General features: G+C 59.2%; 12 protein-coding genes. 4 read left to right on the top strand and 8 right to left on the bottom strand.

Annotated features, from left to right (window positions below; translation table 11 throughout):
• The first annotated feature begins 173 nt into the window (after window positions 1-173).
• Window positions 174-4817, top strand: coding sequence for a deaminase domain-containing protein (locus tag KGB29_RS03950; protein ID WP_223508030.1), 4644 nt, complete (start codon window positions 174-176; stop codon window positions 4815-4817).
• Between the two features lie 11 nt (window positions 4818-4828).
• Here KGB29_RS03950 and KGB29_RS03945 read toward each other — a convergent pair whose 3' ends face one another.
• The 5 genes from KGB29_RS03945 to KGB29_RS03925 all read right to left on the bottom strand — a co-directional run bounded on the left by KGB29_RS03945 (window position 4829) and on the right by KGB29_RS03925 (window position 9158).
• Window positions 4829-6646 carry an ABC transporter ATP-binding protein gene (locus KGB29_RS03945; RefSeq protein WP_223508031.1) on the bottom strand — a complete coding sequence of 606 codons (1818 nt, stop codon included), beginning with the start codon at window positions 6644-6646 and terminating at the stop codon, window positions 4829-4831.
• Window positions 6639-7274 carry a DsbA family protein gene (locus KGB29_RS03940; protein ID WP_057713760.1) on the bottom strand — a complete coding sequence of 212 codons (636 nt, stop codon included), beginning with the start codon at window positions 7272-7274 and terminating at the stop codon, window positions 6639-6641. Before KGB29_RS03940 ends, KGB29_RS03945 begins: the two co-directional genes overlap by 8 nt.
• A gap of 3 nt (window positions 7275-7277) precedes the next feature.
• Window positions 7278-8219, bottom strand: coding sequence for a rhodanese-related sulfurtransferase (locus KGB29_RS03935; RefSeq protein WP_090457157.1), 942 nt, complete (start codon window positions 8217-8219; stop codon window positions 7278-7280).
• A gap of 102 nt (window positions 8220-8321) precedes the next feature.
• Window positions 8322-8621, bottom strand: a complete 300-nt coding sequence (locus KGB29_RS03930) for a BolA family protein (RefSeq protein WP_090457159.1) — start codon at window positions 8619-8621, stop codon at window positions 8322-8324.
• 12 nt (window positions 8622-8633) lie between these two features.
• Window positions 8634-9158 carry a DUF2059 domain-containing protein gene (locus KGB29_RS03925; protein ID WP_007997268.1) on the bottom strand — a complete coding sequence of 175 codons (525 nt, stop codon included), beginning with the start codon at window positions 9156-9158 and terminating at the stop codon, window positions 8634-8636.
• Between the two features lie 191 nt (window positions 9159-9349).
• On the opposite strand from KGB29_RS03925, the gene KGB29_RS03920 reads away from it, so the two are divergent.
• On the top strand, window positions 9350-10744 hold the full coding sequence (locus KGB29_RS03920) for a class II fumarate hydratase (protein WP_223508032.1): 1395 nt from the start codon (window positions 9350-9352) through the stop codon (window positions 10742-10744).
• Window positions 10745-10874: 130 nt separating this feature from the next.
• Here KGB29_RS03920 and KGB29_RS03915 read toward each other — a convergent pair whose 3' ends face one another.
• The 3 genes from KGB29_RS03915 to pap form a co-directional block, all read right to left on the bottom strand.
• On the bottom strand, window positions 10875-11834 hold the full coding sequence (locus KGB29_RS03915) for a DMT family transporter (RefSeq protein WP_154910855.1): 960 nt from the start codon (window positions 11832-11834) through the stop codon (window positions 10875-10877).
• 247 nt (window positions 11835-12081) lie between these two features.
• Entirely contained in the window at window positions 12082-13266 is a 1185-nt protein-coding gene (locus KGB29_RS03910) for a thiolase family protein (protein ID WP_154947073.1), read from the bottom strand.
• Window positions 13267-13368: 102 nt separating this feature from the next.
• On the bottom strand, window positions 13369-14889 hold the full coding sequence (pap, locus tag KGB29_RS03905; protein WP_223543677.1) for a polyphosphate:AMP phosphotransferase: 1521 nt from the start codon (window positions 14887-14889) through the stop codon (window positions 13369-13371).
• Window positions 14890-15218: 329 nt separating this feature from the next.
• Between pap and mnmC the strand changes: the two genes are divergently transcribed.
• Together mnmC and KGB29_RS03895 are read left to right on the top strand one after the other, a co-directional pair.
• A complete protein-coding gene (gene mnmC / locus KGB29_RS03900) occupies window positions 15219-17198 on the top strand; it encodes a bifunctional tRNA (5-methylaminomethyl-2-thiouridine)(34)-methyltransferase MnmD/FAD-dependent 5-carboxymethylaminomethyl-2-thiouridine(34) oxidoreductase MnmC (protein ID WP_223508034.1) in 1980 nt (659 codons plus the stop codon).
• A gap of 170 nt (window positions 17199-17368) precedes the next feature.
• Window positions 17369-19141, top strand: a complete 1773-nt coding sequence (locus KGB29_RS03895) for an N-acetylglutaminylglutamine amidotransferase (protein WP_223508035.1) — start codon at window positions 17369-17371, stop codon at window positions 19139-19141.
• The last annotated feature ends 3 nt before the right edge of the window (window positions 19142-19144 follow it).

The following is a 19144-nucleotide window of genomic DNA, read 5'->3' as shown; positions in this document are numbered from 1 at the left end:
GCATCGAACCGTCCATGCCATAGACATCGAACAGTAATCGACCTCTTCAAAAACGCTGCAATATCTATGTACCGCACAGCCTATGCCATGAACCGTTGTAATCGGTGGCGAAACGCCAATGCTCGTTCAATCGAGCGCAGACCAACCGACGCAACGAAAAGAGAAGCAGGCTTATGCAAACTACCCCTTCAACTAACACATCAACTGAAACTTCAAATTCAGCCCCGACCACTGCGCAGATCTATCAGAGCCAACTGGATGACTATGAATTATTGCTGTCTTACCTGCGCGTAGAAATCGGCTCTATCTCTCATTTCGCGCAAACACTGCTCAGACCGTGCACGCTTTCTCCGCTGGATCAAGAAAATGACGCCGGTCAAACCGCTTTGCAAGACTTGATGAAAGACAGCGAGTATCAAGCGCTGTGTCAAAGTAAAAACGTGTCCCCTCATTATTTGATTGTCACTGCAAAAGACGGAGCCTACGTCTACGAGACGTCAAATCGCGATGACCAGAACAAGGTGGCTCTGGCATTGACCGGATCTGAAAAATGGTCAGAACTTAAATCCCGCATCGAAAACGCGGCCAAGTTGCTAGGAGGGCAGATCCGTTACGACCGCCTTATCAGCCTGCCGAGAATGGCCACTTTTTACGGGCTTGCCCCCTGGGATCCGACCTATACGACTGAACACCAAGCCGCCATCAATGCCCTTGAGGAAAAAATCGCAAGCTATCGCCTGAAACTGGAAGACGACTTCAACATTGTCGACTTGAAGCGCCCTCCCACCGAAAAAGATCGCAAAATATTTAAAGCTGTCCAGGCAGCTTCATCCGATCCTTCCAGTGTCACTATGCAGGAAGTGCAACAGCAGATCATCGGTTCGGAAACGATCGAAACGATAAGAACGTTTCTGCCCGAGGCCGGCATTTCTCCATTCACCCATCTGGCCAATGACATTCTCATGTCGGCTACCGTTGAACAAATCCGCGCCACTCCTACCGTTTTTCTTGAAAAGATCCTGCAAACCCCTGAAGCCGAAAAACTGGCAACCAACTTGCTGTCAACCTTGAATTGGTATGGAGGAACAACTGGCGAAGAAACGTCGCCGCACATCCGCATCAAAGTCATTGCCAACGCATTGCAAATCTGGTTTAAGGCACCGAGCCGAAACTCGGAAGAGGTTGCCGGTTTCGATTGGCAGGCGCGTTCGCACTGGGGCAAAAGTTATCAGACCATTCGGAGCGAATTCGAGAACCATCTACTCACGTCAAAACGGGTCGCGTCGGAAAAAGAAGCGATTGTCATGGCTCGATTGTATCTGTGCCAATTTCCGGTCGAGTTCCGGGTCGCCGATATCCCGTCCAGCCTTCCATACCGGAGTTCCCCTGTCTGGGTGAATTTCCTGAATGGCGTGAACCTGATAAACGCTACCGACCCCGGAGCGTTGTGCAGAATGACCTTTCAGCAATTGGTTAACCTGGTCCTCGATCGGGTCGTGGGAGCGACAGACGAGCGACTAAAAGAAATAAGCCTGACAAGGCTGCTGCCGACACTGGACTGGGCAATGACCCAAGGCATCATCCTGCCTAAGCGTCATGAGGATTACACAGAGCCCGAGATCGAACTGGCGCTATCGGAGCTGGATAAACACACCAAAGCGCTCAGCACTGCCATCACCCATATCAACGAAACCCCGCCCAACCGACTATCAATGGCGAAAACCGTAGCGGAAAAGTTCTTTGGAAAACGCTTTGTCGCGGAAAACAGGAAGCTGGCGAGGAAAGAACGCGAGATCATCCGATGGAATAGCGTTCCGAGCCTCCCTGGCAAGGGGTACGACCACTATTCGCTCATCGACATCCTCGCTTCAAATGAATTCGATGAGCACACACGGTGGTATTACACGCTGACTAATGGCGCCGTCAGTCAATACTATTTGAGGATCGACAGTGATCGAGAGGTAACCTCGCCCTATTATTGGGGAACATCAGGGATACCGGCGGTATATGGCCCCTTGCCAGAAGTCAAATCGATGTTCTATCACGACTTCCAGGAGCACCTTAAACGACAGACAACCGCTTACAAAACGCTGATTCGCAGTCTGCTGGCCTCACTCCCATTCGATGATCGCCAAGCCATTGAATGGGGTGAACTCAAAATCCATAGTCTGAGAAAGGAAACCAGCGGTGTAGAAGCCCAAAACGAAACACCTGAAATAATCCTGCCGCTACGAGCCCGTAATGGCCTGATTTTGCAGACGACCTACGCCAATGAAACAAGAACTTACGAACTGCTACCCCGAGCAGGGCTGATACGCCGCGTAGAAAACCCCAACTCGGAACAATTCGGGGGTGCAAAAAAAACCGAGAAGTGGCGGATGATAAAAGGGGACGTTTCAGTTTCGGTGTTGCGCAACCAGACATTACCCTTTGACTGGGATGCTCATTCGACCGGGAGCGCCCCCAAAGCTGGAGCGGTCTGTGAGGCAATCATCGAACAGCTAGGTGATTCGTTCATCGCACCTTCCAACGATGTGCAAGCCGCAAACAATGCTCCACTGACACTTTCCTCACCCCGCTGCCTGGCGATCAGTCAATTCATTGCCAACCTGCTGCCGTTTGTAGACCCCAAACAGCTTTACAAGAACTGTGCCGGGCAGACTGCGTTTGAACGCGAAAGGGTCGAAAAAGATAAACTCCTCGCAGTTATCAAAATCTTCGTGCCGTTCTGGAAAAGTATCGAAGATCTGGCCTCTGGCGAAAAGACACGCCTTATCAATGGAGTGTTCGGAGTGTTCACCGATCTGTTGTCATTCGCACAACCGATCGGCAAGTTTGCTTCGGGCTCGACAAAACTGATCAGCAATGCCAGCCAACTGACCTTACGCGCCAGGCTTCCGGCATTTGCATCACTGACCAGAGAGTTTTTAGTTTTGAGTATGCTGGCACTGACCCCGATTGACGGCATCGCCGCGCTGCTCACGGCATTGGGATCAAAAGGGCTGAAAATCGGCAAATCCGGTATTTTCCGCATCAAGGAACTGGCGGGCAGAGCGAATCACTATAATTTCTCCCGCAGCCTGCCGCAGGTCACTGGTGCGGGTCACTGGAAGCCTTTGGTTAACGGCGACCAGTTAGCGTCCCTGAGAGGCGTGGACGATGTACCCGTACGCAACCTGTCGTCCTCAGGCAAGGCCCAGCATTATCTGGTCGACCCATTGTCGTCCAGGCCCTACGGCCCCTTGCTACCCAACCGTTCGAGTGAGCTCTCATTGGGGCGATCCCACTACAGCCCCCTGGAAAAAACCAAAGACAATTTCATTGTCGAGCTGGCTAACAAAAGCAGCGTGCGCGAAGTGCTTGAAGTCGATGGCCGGACGACGCTCTTCATTGACGACCAGCCTTACCGACTGAAGGACGATGTGTTGCGTCGCGCCGACCTGATGGACCTGAAGGACAACTACAAGGCGGCTCCTTGCAGAATCCGCCGCATGCCCGGGTCCGCGCTGTGTGAAACCAGCTATGTCCTTCGCAACCCGGCCCCCACACCCGACATCGGCAGCTTTGATACTGCCAAGGGTTGGGCTCCCTGGTTCGGGGATATGACTTACATCCCCGCTACCAACAGAGCTGCAATGCAAGTGAGCGCGATCCGTACCCAATCAACCCTTCAGGGCACGATGGAATTTCAAAAAGGTATTTATGGGCGAGTCATGGTCAGCGTCCACGTTCCGGGACAAGAACTCGTCGATAACTTTCACGTTGGCAGCATCATTGTTGAAGCGGCAGACGGCTCAAAACACTACGTTTTCACGCGGTTGAACGCCGGGGACTTTTACGTTGCCGAGCGCGCACCTGGACAAAGCGTGCACGACATCCTGACGTTCAAGAAGGCCGACACCCTTCCCGATGAACTGAAAAACGAGTTAGTGGTGGTGTACACCGGCTCTCTGAATGCCAACAACATGGTCAGAATCCATGGCCAAGCGCCGGTAGAGCGAGCATTGAAAGCGATGGATGAGATTGCCATCCCGATCGGCGGCCATGCCAATCCGCCTGAAACACTCAAATGGCTCAAGGTTGATACCAGCCCGGGCGAAGCGGCTTTGTTCGATCATTCCACACGAATGATCATTCGGTCTTCCTCCGACGGTGCTGCAACCTGGTCGCTGTCCAAGGCTGCCCCCGACAAGGTCCGTGAAACGACTGCGGAAATTTTCAACAACCTGTTCGAAAGAACGGTCATCACCGTCGCATCGTCGACACAAACGGGGCCCAAGGCATTAAAAATCGATGACACGATGAGGCAACTGCAACGCCTCATCAGCCAGAAAACACGACGCCCCGTGCACGGCCCCCGGAACATCGCGTTCGCTGAAATAAATACCAAGGCTGGTGTGCACGAGGTATATGTCAGCGTTTCCGGCAACCAGGGTGATACGGTTTTCCTGCCATTGTTTGCCAAAAGCAGACATACGAATGAGGTCAAAGTCGGCAGCACCAGCTACTTCAATATCGATCATAAAGTCCACTTCCCGCAGACGGCACTTGAGGTATCGCCCCAAGGCAAATTGCAGGCGATCCCGCACACCATCGATAACATTGAAACCTACACGCCCGCACTAACGTCTCGCCCCACCTCGCTGGACACCGAGAGCAAACTCATCAGTGTCATCCGCGGCAAATACCCGGACCCCAAGGATCTGGAATCCATCACGATCGCCACCACCATGGCGCCGTGCGACTCGTGCTCAGTGGTGATGAAACAGTTTGGTTATGACGGCAGCGCCAATGCACTGGACGTAATCTGGAAGTAATTGCCTGCCAATCAGTGCTGCTGCAAATGCCCATAAAGCTTGGCGTACAAACCACCATCGGCAATCAGCTGCTGGTGGTCGCCATCTTCGGCAATTTGCCCGCCATCGAATACCAGCACCCGGTCGGCCTGCTTCACGGCCGACAAGCGGTGGGCAATGATCAACGTGGTGCGGTTGCTCAGGAACCGCGCCAGGGCCTGGTGCAGGTTGTATTCGGTGGCGGCGTCCAGCGCAGAGGTGGCTTCGTCCAGAATTACCACCTTGGGTTCGGCCAGCACCATCCGCGCAATGGCCAGGCGTTGGCGCTGCCCGCCGGACAAACGCACGCCGGAGCGCCCGACGATGCTGTCCAGGCCATTGGGCAAATCCCGGACCGTGTTGTGCAGTTGGGCGATTTCCAGCGCCTGCCAGCAGGCCTCGTCACTGCGCTCGCGGCCCATGGTCAGGTTGGCCCGGATGGTATCGTTGAACAGCGCCGGATGTTGCAGGACCACGGCGACATTTTCCCGCACGGTCTCCAGGCCGATCTCTTGCTGGGTCGAACCACCGAAACGAATGGTGCCGGCCAAGGGCGTGTACAGGCCCAGCAGGAGTTGCACCAGTGTGCTCTTGCCGCCGCCGCTGGCACCGACGATCGCGACTTTTTCGCCGGGAGCGATGGAGAGATTCATCTGGCTCAGCACCAGTTCGTCACCGTAGCCGAAGCTCAATCCCTGAACCTCGATCCCGACGGTTTCGCGACCGATGAACGGGTCGACTCCACCCGGGTATTCGGGTTCGTCGGCACGGGACAACAGCTCGTTGATCCGCGACAGCGCACCGCCGGCAGCGTAGTAGGCGTATTGCAGGTTCAGCAGTTGTTCCACCGGACCGATCATGAACCACAGGTAGCTGAACACCGCGAGCATCTGGCCGATTGAAAGGTCGGAAAACAGCACGGTGAGCATCGCCGCGGCCCGGAAAATATCGATGCCGAACTGGAACAGCAAACCGCTGGCCCGGTTCGATGCATCGGTTTTCCATTGCGAATTCACCGCGTAGTCGCGCACGTCCCGGGCGCGATGCCCCAGGCGACCGAGGAAGAACCCCTGGCGGTTGCCGGCGCGAACTTCCTGGATGGCATCCAGCGTTTCGGTCAGCGCCTGGGTAAAGCGCGAAGTGCTGTCGTTCTCGAGTTTCTTCAGGTGCTTGACCCGCTTGCCCAACTGCACCGTGGCATAGATCACCAGCGGGTTGAACAGCAGAATCAGCAAGGCCAGTTTCCAGTGCATCCACATCAGAATGCCCGCCGTGCCGACCAGGGTCAGCATGGCCACGAGGAAACGGCTGAGGGTTTCACCGACGAATTTGTCCAGTGTGTCCAGGTCGGTGACCAGATGCGTGGTCACCGTGCCGCTGCCCAGGCTTTCGTACTCACCCAGCGAAATACGCTTGAGCCGTTCGATCAGCCGTATGCGAATGCGGTAGACGATGTCCTTGGCCAACCCGGCGAACAATTTCGCCTGCACCACGTTGAACAGCAACGCCGTACACCGCAGGGTCAAGGTCACCAGCAGCATCAGGCCAATGTAGCCCGCGGCCTTCTGCCAGCCTTCAGGCAGCGCGTGGTTCATGATCTTCAGCGCGGCATCACCGTGCCCCAGCAACACCTCGTCCACCAGCAACGGCAGGAGCAAGGGAATCGGCACGCTGCACAAGGTCGCCAGCACGGCTACGCCGTTGGCGATCCACAGGGATTTCTTGTGATGCAGGGCCAGGCGGCGGATTTCCGCCCAGCTCAGACGGTCGACACGTTTAGCGGGTGCGACATCATCAGGCAGGTCATGCACAGGCAGCACGCTCCAGCCAGCGGCCGAGCAGCGGGGACAACTCGCTCAACGGCTGATAGCCATTGGTCAACAACGCCAGTTGGCCGTTACGCTCGGCCAGCAGGGTGGGGAAACCGGCAATGCCCAGGTCCTGGACCCAGGTGAAATCGGCTTCAGTCGCAGTGTGCATGTCGGCACGGTCGAAAGCGGCGGCGAACTCGATGCGCGGCACGCCGGCCTGCTCGGCCAGTTCCACCAGCACGCTGGCGCGGGTGACGTCCCGACCTTCGACATAAAACGCATGCTGAATCAGCCCGAGCAGCTTCCAGGCACAATCCGGCGCCAGTCCGCGCGCCGTCACCAGTGCCCGGCAGGCAGGCTCGGTGTCGTAGACAAAGCCATCGGGTAACGCGCCCTCAAACTTGAAGGGCTGGCCGGTGGCCTCGGTGACCGCCTGCCAGTGTTCAAGAATGTAGCGTCGGGTGGTCGGCTCCAGCGCCGCACCGCTACCGGTGCGCAAACCACCCACGATCAAGTGCACATCCACACCCGCGGCTTGCGCCTGCTCGACCAGTGACTTGGCCACGGGGGCAAACCCCCAGCACCAGGAACACATCGGGTCCATCACATAGAGCAGGCGCGCAGACATGGTTCAGGCCTCGGAAGATGCTTGCTTGTAGTTGAAGCCGATCGGGTGAGGCTGGTTACGAGCCTTGGCCAGTTCGATCTGCTTCTGCCGGTCGATCGCGCTGCGACGGGTCTTCTCACTCAGCTTATCCCAGCAATGCGGGCAACTGATGCCGGCCACGTAATGCTCGGACGCGCGGTCTTCCACACTCACCGGTGTGCGGCAGGCATGACATTGATCGTAGTCGCCCTCGCTCAGGTCGTGACGAACGGTCACGCGGTTGTCGAACACGAAGCAATCGCCCTGCCACTTGGTTTCTTCCTGCGGCACCTCCTCGAGGTACTTCAGGATGCCGCCCTTGAGGTGAAAGACCTCACCGTAGCCCTCGCTGAGCATGTAGCTCGAGGCCTTCTCGCAACGGATGCCGCCAGTGCAGAACATCGCGACCTTCTTGTGCACGGCCGGGTCGAAGTTGGCTTTGATGTAATCGGGAAATTCGCGAAAACTGGTGGTTTTCGGGTCGATGGCGCCTTCGAAGGTACCGATCGAGACTTCGTAGTCGTTACGGGTGTCGATCAACAGTACTTCCGGGTCGCTGATCAGCGCATTCCAGTCCTGCGGATCGACGTAGGTGCCGACCTTTTTGTTCGGGTCCACGCCTTCCACGCCGAGGGTGACGATTTCTTTCTTGAGTTTGACCTTGGTGCGGTAGAACGGCTGCTCGTCGCAGTACGACTCTTTATGGTCGATGTCGTCCATGCGCGGGTCGTTCTTGAGCCAGGCCATCAGCCCGTCGATGCCTTCGCGGCTGCCGGACACGGTGCCGTTGATGCCTTCTTCGGCAATCAGCAGGGTGCCTTTGATGCCGTTGTCGACCATCGCTTGCAGCAGGGGCTCGCGCAGGGCGACGTAATCTTCCAGGGTGACGAACTTATACAGTGCCGCCACGACAATCTGTTGTGTCATGGGTAAATCTCCAGGTGGCTACCCTCGTAAGGGGTGAACCGGATGCGAAAAAAAACGCGCCGGGTTAGCGGCGCGTTGGGCATTCTAACAAAAAACCGGAGTTTAGTGCTTGCTGCCACCGGCACAGGTCGGCGAGGCCGGAGCTGCGTCAATCTGTGCCCACTCTTCTGGCGTGTAGGTATGCAGCGCCAACGCATGGAACTCTCCCATCAGCTCGCCGAGCGTACCGTAGACCTTCTGGTGGCGCTTGACCCGGTTCAGGCCTTCAAACTGCGTACTGACGACCACAGCCTTGAAATGGGTTTGCAGCCCACGGCTGTGCATGTGGCTTTCATCCAGCACTTGCAGATGCTCGGGCTGAAGCAGGCCCAGCGTCGATTCGATGCGTTGTTGCATGGTCATACCGAACTCCGCTTAAGGCTTTTTCTTGGCTGGCGCGGCTGCGTCTTTCGGCGTCAGCTCGGCGGTCATGTCAGCCAGCAGCTTGTTGACCACAGGCACCGCGCTTTCCAGCTTGGCCTGGGTCATCTGGGCCGATTGCTGGGTCAGCTGAGGCATTTTTTCCAGGACTTTCTTGCCCAGTGGCGACTGGTAGAACGCAACCAGGTCCTTGAGCTCGGATTCGGTGAAGTTGGTGGTGTAGAGCTTGACCATGTCCGGTTTCAGCTTGTTCCAGCCAATGGCCTGGTCCAGAGCGGCGTTGGCCTTGGCCTGGTAGGTTTCCAGCACGGCCTTTTTCGACTCAGGGGCTTTGGTCTGTTCGAAACGCTGGGCAAACATCTGCTGTACTTGCATGTACACAGGGGTGCCCAGTTTGTCAGCGTGCGCCATGGTCAGGAAAGCCTCGGCACTGGCGTTATGGCTGGCGGTGTCGGCAAGAACCTGGCCGCTGGCGCAGACCAAAGCAACGGCGGTACAGATGGCACGAAGACGAGTCATCGAGTTTCCTTTTTTAGCTGGCGAGGTAAGACCCCAAGGGCGTCCATTCTGCGCCTAAAAAAGTGTGTCGCTCAACCCCAAGCCTTGTCGCACTTGATTTAGAGGGGTTGAATGGTCAATTTCAGACTGATGGAACCACGGCCGTCGATCACGGCCTAAACTGCGCAATCGGACCTACAGGAGTGAGCAAGATGAGCCGTATCGAAACCGACAGCCTCGGCCAGGTTGAAGTCCCGGATGAAGCCTATTGGGGCGCTCAGACGCAACGCTCGCTGATCAACTTCGCCATCGGCAACGAACGCATGCCGCTGGCCGTGTTGCATGCCCTGGCGCTGATCAAGAAAGCCGCGGCACGGGTCAATGATCGCAATGGCGACGTGCCCGCCGATATCGCCCGTCTGATCGAGCAGGCGGCCGACGAGGTGCTCGCCGGCGACCACGACGACCAGTTTCCGCTGGTGGTCTGGCAAACCGGCAGCGGTACCCAGAGCAACATGAACATCAATGAAGTGATCGCCGGTCGCGCCAACGAGCTGGCCGGCAACCCCCGTGGCGGCAAGTCCCCGGTGCACCCCAACGATCACGTCAATCGCTCCCAGAGCTCCAACGACTGTTTCCCCACCGCCATGCATATCGCGGCCGTCCAGGCAGTGCAACAGCACTTGCTGCCAGCGATCAGCGAACTGTCTGGCGGGCTGGCCGAACTGGCCGCACGCCACATGAAACTGGTCAAGACCGGCCGCACCCACATGATGGATGCGACACCGATCAGCTTCGGCCAGGAAATCTCGGCCTTCATCGCGCAACTCGATTACGCCGAGCGGGCGATCCGCAGCGCACTGCCCTCGGTCTGCGAGCTGGCCCAGGGCGGAACGGCCGTCGGCACCGGGCTCAATTCACCCCACGGCTTCGGTGAGGCCATCGCCGCAGAATTGGCCGCCCTCTCGGGTTTGCCGTTTATCACCGCGCCGAACAAGTTTGCCGCGCTGGCCGGTCATGAGCCGCTGACCACGCTGTCCGGCGCGCTGAAAACCCTCGCCGTGACGCTGATGAAAATCGCCAACGATCTGCGTCTGCTGGGTTCCGGCCCGCGCGCCGGCTTCGCCGAAGTCAGGCTGCCGGCCAATGAACCGGGCAGTTCGATCATGCCGGGCAAGGTCAACCCGACCCAGTGCGAAGCGCTGTCGATGCTGGCCTGCCAGGTATTGGGCAACGATGTCGCCATTGGCTTTGCCGCCAGTCAGGGCCACTTGCAGCTCAACGTGTTCAAACCGGTGATCATCCATAACCTGCTGCAATCGATCCGTTTACTGGCTGATGGCTGCAGCAACTTCCAGCAGCACTGCGTGGCCGGTCTGGAGCCGGATGCGGAAAAAATGGCTGAGCACCTGGAGCGTGGCTTGATGCTGGTGACGGCACTCAACCCGCACATCGGCTATGACAAATCGGCGGAGATCGCCAAGAAAGCCTACAGCGAAGGCCTGACCTTGCGCGAAACGGCGTTGCAGCTCGGGTATCTGACAGACGAAGAGTTCGATGCGTGGGTGAGACCGGAGAACATGCTGGAGGCTGGCACCAAGGGCTGAGTTTTGTAGCGTCTGACGGTCAGTCTTCGCGAGCAAGCCCGCTCCCACAGGTTTTGCGTCGTCCACAAAGTTGATAAACGACTCGAAACCTGTGGGAGCGTGGCTTGCCCGCGATGAACGATAACGCGGTCTAACTGGCTGCGATCCGCACCTTCCGCGCCTTCAGCCCCGCAATCAACGAAGGCCCCAACGCCACCAGCGCCGACCCCAGCACCACCAGCACCGCACCGCCATATCCCAGGCCATTGATCGTCTCGGCATGCACATAGTCGGGCCACAGCCACGCAGCCATGGCAACCGCGGCAAAGGTCACCAACGGCGTGATGGCCAGCGTCGCGCTGACCCGGGAGGCTTCCCAATGGGCCAGGGCCTCGGCAAACGCGCCATAGGCAATCAGGGTGTTGAGGCAGCACGCCAGCAGCAGCCAACCCTGCAAGGGGCTTAATTGCAACGCTTCGAGCGGATGCACCCACGGCGTCAACAGCGCCGCGCAGAACAGGTAGATCACCATCATCACCTGCAGCGAATTCCACACCGTCAGCAATTGCTTCTGCCCCAGGGCATAGAAGGTCCAGACCGTGGACGCCAGCAACACAAGCAGCACACCGGCGGTGTAGTCGGTCAGAGACGTGAGCAACTCACTCAAGCGCTGGTTGAAAAACAGCGCAAAGCCGATCAGCAGCACCAGCAGGCCAATCCCCTGCCCCAGGCTGAAACGCTCCTTGAACACAAACAGACTGGCAATCAGCAGCATGATCGGTCCCATCTGCACTACTAGTTGCGCCGTACCGGGGCTGAGCAGGTTCAGGCCCATCAGATACAACACATAGTTACCGACCAGGCCGAGCACCGCCATCAGCACCAACCAGCCACCACGAGGACCGAGCACCTTGCGGCTGGGCAGACGCCTGGTGGCCGCCAGGTAAATGAACAGGCAGCCGCCGGATACCATCAGGCGAAACCAGGTCACCGTCACCGGGTCCATTACCAGCAACACTTGTTTGAGCTTGATCGGCAGGATTCCCCACAACAACGCGGTCAACAAGGCCAGGAACAGACCGTAACCCCAGCGACCCGATGAAATGTGCATGTGAACCCCAACGCCAACTGACAGGAGTCGTCATTCTAGGCCTGGAGCCTTGGCGTACACAGGCACAGTTTCGGTCTGGCCGCGAATGAAACTGTGCGGGTCGTAAAGTGAAAGACCGCGGCGCCTGCATTCGCGAGCAAGTCGGATCGCCGCACCGCCGCTCCCACAGTTGACCGCGTACACCGTTCAATGTGGGAGCGGGCTTGCTCGCGAAAGCTATCTGGCAGACAACGCAAAAAACCGGAGTTTACCTCACCACCTCAAACAACCCCGTAGCCCCCATCCCGCCACCCACACACATGGTGACGATGCCGTACCGCAGATTGCGTCGCTGCAATTCACGAACCAGATGCCCGACCTGGCGCGAGCCGGTCATGCCGAACGGGTGACCGATGGAAATCGAGCCGCCGTTGACGTTGTACCGGGCGTTGTCGATTTCCAGGCGATTGCGGCTGTACAGGCACTGCGAGGCGAACGCTTCGTTGAGTTCCCACAGGTCGATGTCGTCAATCCGCAAGCCTTTGGCCTTGAGCAGTTTCGGTACCGAAAACACCGGGCCGATGCCCATCTCGTCCGGCGCGCAGCCGGCCACGGTAAAGCCGCGGAAGAACGCTTTCGGCTTGAGCCCCAGTTCCAGCGCTTTCTCCAGGCTCATCACCAGGGTCATGGACGCGCCGTCAGACAGCTGCGAAGAGTTGCCCGCCGTGACCGAGCCATCTTCGGCGAACACCGGTTTCAATCCGGCCAGGCTTTCCAGGGTGGTGTCCGGGCGGTTGCAGTCATCGCGGTCGACGATGCCGTCGAGGATCTGTGCCTGACCTGTGGCCTTGTCTTCGACGCGATACTTCACCGACATCGGCACGATTTCATCAGTGAACAGCCCGGCGGCCTGAGCTGCTGCGGTGCGCTGCTGGCTTTGCAACGCATACAGGTCCTGCTCTTGGCGACTGACGTTGTACCGACGCGCGACGATTTCAGCAGTCTGGCCCATCGGGAAGTAGATGCCCGGCACCTGTTCCTTGAGCAGCGGATTGATCAGGTTGTCGGTGTTGACGCTCTTCATGGTCAGGCTGATGGACTCGACGCCGCCGGCGACGATGATGTCGCTGCAACCCGAAGCGATCTGGTTGGCGGCAATGGCGATCGCCTGCAGGCCCGAGGAACAGAACCGGTTGAGGGTCATGCCGGCCGTGCCGATGCCCAGGCGCGAAAGCACCGCGACATTGCGACCGATATTGAAACCCTGGGCGCCTTCGTTGGAGCCGGCGCCAACGATGCAGTCCTCGACGCTCGCCGGATCTATACCGGTGCGCGCCAACAGTGCATCGACACAGTGTGCCGCCATGTCGTCCGGGCGGGTCATGTTGAATTTACCGCGAAAGGATTTGGCCAGGCCGGTCCGCACGCTGTCGACGATCACCACTTCACGCATGACATACCTCATTGTTGTTATCGGTTGAGAGTGGACCGAGCATAAGTCCAGCTCTTCACCGACCGCGACGATCATTCACCCCGCGTATGCGTAACCATGGCCTCAATCCTTGTCCTTACGCTTGCGTTCATGCCGGGCGGTTTTTTCGAAAGCCTCCTCCAGTGCCCGGTTGATGGTGCGCAAGACTTTGACCCGCGCCCAGCGTTTGTCGTTGGCTTCCACCAGGGTCCATAGCGCAATCTCGGTGCTGGTCCGGTCGACCATGTCGCCGACCGCCGCGCGATAGTCATCCCATTTTTCACGGTTGCGCCAGTCATCTTCAGTGATTTTGAAGCGCTTGAAGGGGATCTTTTCGCGCTCTTCGAAGCGCTCCAGTTGCGTCTGTTTGTCGATGGACAGCCAGAACTTGACCACAATCACACCGGCGTCGGTGAGCTGTTCTTCAAAATCGTTGATTTCACCGTAGGCACGCAGCCAGTCTGCCGGGCTGCAAAAACCTTCGATGCGCTCCACCAACACCCGGCCATACCAGGAGCGGTCGAAAACGGTGAACTTGCCCCGGGCCGGCAGGTGCCGCCAGAAGCGCCACAGATACGGTTGCGCCCGTTCTTCCTCGGTGGGCGCGGCAATCGGCACGATGCTGTACTGGCGCGGATCAAGCGCTGCCGCTACCCGGCGGATCGCCCCGCCCTTGCCGGCCGCGTCGTTGCCTTCGAACACCGCCACCAGCGCGTGGCGGCGCATGCGTTTGTCACGCATCAACCCGGAAAACCGCGCCTGCTCGGTGATCAGTTGTTCTTCGTAATCTTCTTTGTCCAACTGCAGGGTCAGGTCCAGGCTGTCGATCAGGTTCACTTGATCGACACTGGGGAACACTGGCGCGGCGCTAACCTTTTCCGGATGGATCTTCGGTCGCTTCAATGCGCCCTGCAGGCCCGCCAGCAGAATCCGCCCCACAGCCAGGCTGCGATAATGGGCATCCGCCCCGGCGATCACATGCCAGGGTGCATAAACACGGCTGGTGCGGCGCAGCGCCCGTTCACCATACTTCACGAACCTGTCGTAGGTTTGCGACTGCTGCCAGTCCAGCGGGCTGATGCGCCAGCTGTGCAGCGGGTCGTCGGCCAGCGCCTTGAGGCGTGCCTTCATTTGCTTCTTTGAAAGGTGAAACCAGAACTTGAAGATCAGCGCACCTTCATCGCAGAGCATCTTTTCCAGGCGCTCGGCGCCGTTGATCGCTTGGTCCAGGCGCGGATCCTTGAACTCGCCATGGACCCGCCCCTGCAGCATCTGGCTGTACCAGTTGCCGAAGAAAATCCCCATGCGCCCCTTGGCCGGGAGCATCCGCCAGTACCGCCAGGCCGGTGGCCTCGCCAGCTCTTCATCGGTTTGCTGATCGAACGTGCGGACTTCGATCAGGCGCGGGTCCATCCACTCGTTGAGCACCTTGATCGTCTCACCCTTGCCGGCACCTTCGATGCCATTGATCAAAATGATCACCGGAAAGCGGCGTTGCTGCTGCAATTCGAATTGCGCTTCGAGCAACGCTTCGCGCAGGGCCGGGATCTCGGCGTCGTAGGTTTCTTTGTCGATGGCGTGATCGATTTCGGCGGATTCAAACATGGGCGGCTCCCTTCCAGATGTGAGCAAGACTAGCGGATGGACCTGAAGGTCAGTGGAGATTTTCCGGATGGTTGCGGATTCCTGTGGCGAGGGGGCTTGCCCCCGTTGGGTTGCGAAGCAGCCCTGAATCAACCAACCGGGCCTGTCAGGTAAATCCGGTTGGCTGGTTTTACGACTGCTTCGCAGCCGAACGGGGGCAAGCCCCCTCGCCACAGGGCTTTGTGCAGGTTGATGATTTTCCCGGTTTCAGCCCGTTCATACCTTGCCACGGATCAAGCACCACACCTTCAATCGGCTAGAATGGCCGCCTTGCCGCTGCAGAGCCTGCCATGAAACCTGTATTGCCCCACGCCCAGCTCGACTGGGACGACCAAGGTCGCCCGTATTCGCGAGTGTTCGACGATGTGTACTTCTCCGACAAGTCAGGGCTGGATGAAACCCGCTATGTATTCATCGAGCAGAATCGACTGGCCGAACGCTTTGCCGCCTTGCCCAAGGGTGGGCGGCTGGTCATCGGTGAGACGGGGTTCGGCACCGGGCTGAATTTTTTGTGCGCCTGGCAGGTGTTCGAGCAACACGCAGCGGCCGGAGCGCGGCTGCATTTTGTCAGCGTAGAGAAATACCCGTTGAGCCCGGCCGACCTGCAACGGGCCCTGGCACTGTGGCCGGAACTCAAGGTATTTGCCGATCAACTGCTTGAGCAATACGTGGCCATCCATCAGGGTTTTCAGCGCCTGACGCTGGACCACGGCCGCGTCACCCTGACGCTGCTGATCGGCGATGCACTGGAGCAACTGCCGCAACTCGATGCCCAAATCGACGCCTGGTTCCTCGACGGCTTCGCCCCGGCGAAAAATCCCGACATGTGGACCGCCGAACTGTTTGCCGAGCTGGCTCGCCTGGCCGCTCCCGGTGCATCCATCAGCACCTTCACCAGCACCGGCTGGGTGCGGCGTCTGCTCAACGCCGCCGGCTTCAAGATGAAACGCACCCCCGGCATCGGCCACAAATGGGAGATCCTGCGCGGCGAGTTCCTCGGCTGGCCCCGGGAAACGCCGGCTCCGGCCCTGGATAAACCCTGGTTCGCCCGCCCGGCCCCGCTGACCGGCGAGCGCCAGGCACTGGTGATCGGTGCCGGCCTGGCCGGTTGTGCCAGCGCCGCCAGCCTCGCCGCGCGGGGCTGGCAAGTGACATTGCTGGAGCGCCACGACACCATCGCCCGGGAAGCCTCGGGCAACCCGCAGGGTGTGCTCTACCTGAAGTTATCCGCCCATGGCACGGCGCTGTCGCAAATGATCGTCAGTGGATTCGGCTACACCCGACGTCTGCTCGAACACTTGCAACGGGGCCGCGACTGGGACGATTGCGGCGTATTGCAACTGGCCTTCAATGCCAAGGAAGCCGAACGCCAGGCGCAATTGGCCGCGGCGTTTCCAACGGACTTGCTGCACCTGCTGGATCAACCCGAAGCACAGGCGGTGGCCGGTATCGGACTGGCACACGGCGGCCTGTTCTATCCCGAAGGCGGCTGGGTCCACCCACCGGCGCTGTGCCAGTGGCAGGCTGCGCATCCACAGATTCAATTGCTCACCCATCACGATGCGCTGGAACTGCGCAAGGTTGAAGGCCGTTGGCAAGCCTGGGACGGCGAGCGATTGCTTGCCAGCGCCCCCGTGGTGGTGCTCGCCGGTGCCGCCGAAATCCAACGTTTCCCCGAGAGCGCCGAGCTGCCGCTCAAGCGCATTCGCGGGCAAATCACCCGCTTGGCACAAACTCCGCAAAGCCAGGCCCTGAGCACCGTGGTGTGTGCCGAAGGCTATGTCGCCCCCGCCCGTTTGGGCGAACACACCCTGGGGGCCAGTTTCGATTTCAAGAGCGATGACCTGACACCGACCACGGCAGAACACCTGGGCAACCTGGCCATGCTCGAAGAGATTTCCCACGATCTGGTCGAGCGTTTACAGGCCGATAAACTTGCGCCTGAAAGTCTCCAGGGGCGCGCCGCTTTTCGCTGCACCAGCCCCGACTACTTGCCAATCGTCGGCCCCTTGGCCGACACCCAGGCGTTCACTCAGGCGTATGCGGCGCTGGGCAAGGATGCCCGGCAGGTGCCGGACGTCGAATGCCCATGGCTTGACGGTTTGTACGTCAACAGCGGTCACGGCTCGCGCGGCCTGATCACTGCGCCGCTGTCCGCAGAACTGCTGGCAGCCTGGCTGGACAACGAACCCCTGCCGTTGCCCAGAAGCGTGGCCGAAGCCTGTCACCCCAACCGATTTGCCCTGCGACGCCTGATCCGGGGCAAGTAGTCGATACAGCAGCCGAAGTCGCCCTCACGGGGCGATTCGGCCGTGGTCTGGCCCGCATATAACTCATCGATCTAAAACTCCCCTTACCGAGGAGGGTCACTTTCTGAGTACCCGCCGTTTCGGCGCGGTATCGATCGACCCTCCCCAACGGAAAAACCGGTAAGGAATTTATGTGCGGATTAGCTGGCGAGTTACGTTTTGATCATCAACCTGCAGACCTTGCAGCCATTGAACGAATCACCCATCACCTGGCCCCCCGCGGCCCCGACGCCTGGGGATTTCATAGCCAGGGGCCGGTAGCACTGGGCCATCGGCGCCTGAAGATCATGGACCTGTCGGACGGCTCGGCGCAGCCGATGATCGACCCGCAACTGGGCTTGTCCCTGGCCTTCAACGGGGCGATCTACAACTTTCCGGAACTGCGCGCGGAACTTGAAAGCCTGGGTTACGCCTTCTATTCCGGTGGCGATACCGAAGTGTTGCTCAAGGGTTATCACGCCTGGGGCGAAGCCTTGCTGCCGAAACTCAACGGCATGTTTGCCTTTGCCGTTTGGGAGCGCGATGCCCAATGCCTGTTTATCGCCCGCGACCGTCTCGGCGTGAAACCGCTGTACCTGTCGCGCACCGGCCAGCGCCTGCGCTTCGCCTCGGCGCTGCCGGCATTGCTCAAGGGCGGTGACATCAACCCGATCCTCGATCCCGTGGCGCTCAATCACTATCTGAATTTCCACGCGGTGGTCCCGGCACCGCGCACTTTGCTGGCGGGCATTGAAAAACTGCCGCCGGCCACCTGGATGCGCATCGAAGCCGATGGCCGCACCGAGCAGAAAACCTGGTGGACCCTGCCCTACGGCCCTCATGCCGATGAGACGAATCTGACCCTCGAGGACTGGCGCGACCGTGTGCTCGACAGCACTCGCGAAGCGGTAGCGATTCGTCAGCGTGCGGCGGTGGATGTCGGCGTGCTGCTGTCCGGCGGTGTCGATTCAAGCCTGCTGGTGGGCCTGTTGCGGGAAGTCGGCGTGGACAATCTGTCGACCTTCTCCATCGGCTTCCAGGATGCCGGCGGCGAGCGTGGAGACGAGTTCCAGTATTCGGACCTGATCGCCCGACACTACGGCACGCAGCACCATCAACTACGCATCAACGAAAAGGAAATCATCGAACAACTGCCCGCCGCGTTCCGCGCCATGAGCGAGCCGATGGTCAGCCATGACTGCATCGCCTTCTACCTGTTGTCACGGGAGGTGGCCAAACACTGCAAAGTCGTCCAGAGCGGCCAGGGTGCCGATGAACTGTTCGCCGGTTACCACTGGTATCCGCAAGTGGACGGCGCGAGTGATCCGTATGCCGCGTACCGCGAAGCATTTTTCGACCGCAGTTACGACGACTACGCCGCCACCGTGCAACCGAAATGGCTGACCGCGAATGACGCCGCCGGTGACTTCGTCAAAGCCCATTTCGCCCAGCCCGGTGCCGATGCGGCGGTGGACAAGGCCTTGCGTCTGGACAGCACGGTGATGCTGGTGGACGACCCGGTCAAACGGGTCGACAACATGACCATGGCCTGGGGTCTGGAAGCGCGCACGCCGTTTCTCGATTACCGCCTGGTGGAGCTGTCGGCACGGATTCCGGGGCGTTTCAAACTGCCGGACGGCGGCAAGCAAGTCTTGAAAGAAGCCGCGCGACAAGTGATTCCCAGTGAAGTGATCGACCGCAAGAAAGGTTACTTCCCGGTGCCGGGCCTCAAGCATTTGCAGGGCGATACGCTGGAATGGGTGCGCGAGCTGCTGCTTGATCCCAGCCAGGATCGCGGCCTGTTCAACCCCGCGATGCTCGACCGTCTGCTGACTGATCCACAGGGGCAATTGACACCGTTGCGCGGCTCGAAGCTGTGGCAACTGGCGGCCCTCAACCTGTGGCTCAGCGAACAAGGAATCTGACCG

This window comes from Pseudomonas sp. BF-B-30, assembly GCF_019956305.1.
In the GTDB taxonomy this organism is placed as follows: Bacteria; Pseudomonadota; Gammaproteobacteria; order Pseudomonadales; family Pseudomonadaceae; genus Aquipseudomonas; species Aquipseudomonas jessenii.
Note: the sequence above shows the minus strand (reverse complement) of the source record. Positions and strands in the feature narration are given on the sequence as shown.

What these genes read in the sequence shown, in the direction of transcription:
- KGB29_RS03935 (WP_090457157.1), bottom strand. Translation starts at nt 8,219, where the DNA reads ATGACACAACAGATTGTCGTGGCGGCACTGTATAAGTTCGTCACCCTG.
- KGB29_RS03895 (WP_223508035.1), top strand. Translation starts at nt 17,369, where the DNA reads ATGTGCGGATTAGCTGGCGAGTTACGTTTTGATCATCAACCTGCAGAC.
- KGB29_RS03925 (WP_007997268.1), bottom strand. Translation starts at nt 9,158, where the DNA reads ATGACTCGTCTTCGTGCCATCTGTACCGCCGTTGCTTTGGTCTGCGCC.
- KGB29_RS03920 (WP_223508032.1), top strand. Translation starts at nt 9,350, where the DNA reads ATGAGCCGTATCGAAACCGACAGCCTCGGCCAGGTTGAAGTCCCGGAT.
- KGB29_RS03910 (WP_154947073.1), bottom strand. Translation starts at nt 13,266, where the DNA reads ATGCGTGAAGTGGTGATCGTCGACAGCGTGCGGACCGGCCTGGCCAAA.
- KGB29_RS03930 (WP_090457159.1), bottom strand. Translation starts at nt 8,621, where the DNA reads ATGACCATGCAACAACGCATCGAATCGACGCTGGGCCTGCTTCAGCCC.
- KGB29_RS03950 (WP_223508030.1), top strand. Translation starts at nt 174, where the DNA reads ATGCAAACTACCCCTTCAACTAACACATCAACTGAAACTTCAAATTCA.
- mnmC (WP_223508034.1), top strand. Translation starts at nt 15,219, where the DNA reads ATGAAACCTGTATTGCCCCACGCCCAGCTCGACTGGGACGACCAAGGT.
- KGB29_RS03940 (WP_057713760.1), bottom strand. Translation starts at nt 7,274, where the DNA reads ATGTCTGCGCGCCTGCTCTATGTGATGGACCCGATGTGTTCCTGGTGC.
- pap (WP_223543677.1), bottom strand. Translation starts at nt 14,889, where the DNA reads ATGTTTGAATCCGCCGAAATCGATCACGCCATCGACAAAGAAACCTAC.
- KGB29_RS03915 (WP_154910855.1), bottom strand. Translation starts at nt 11,834, where the DNA reads ATGCACATTTCATCGGGTCGCTGGGGTTACGGTCTGTTCCTGGCCTTG.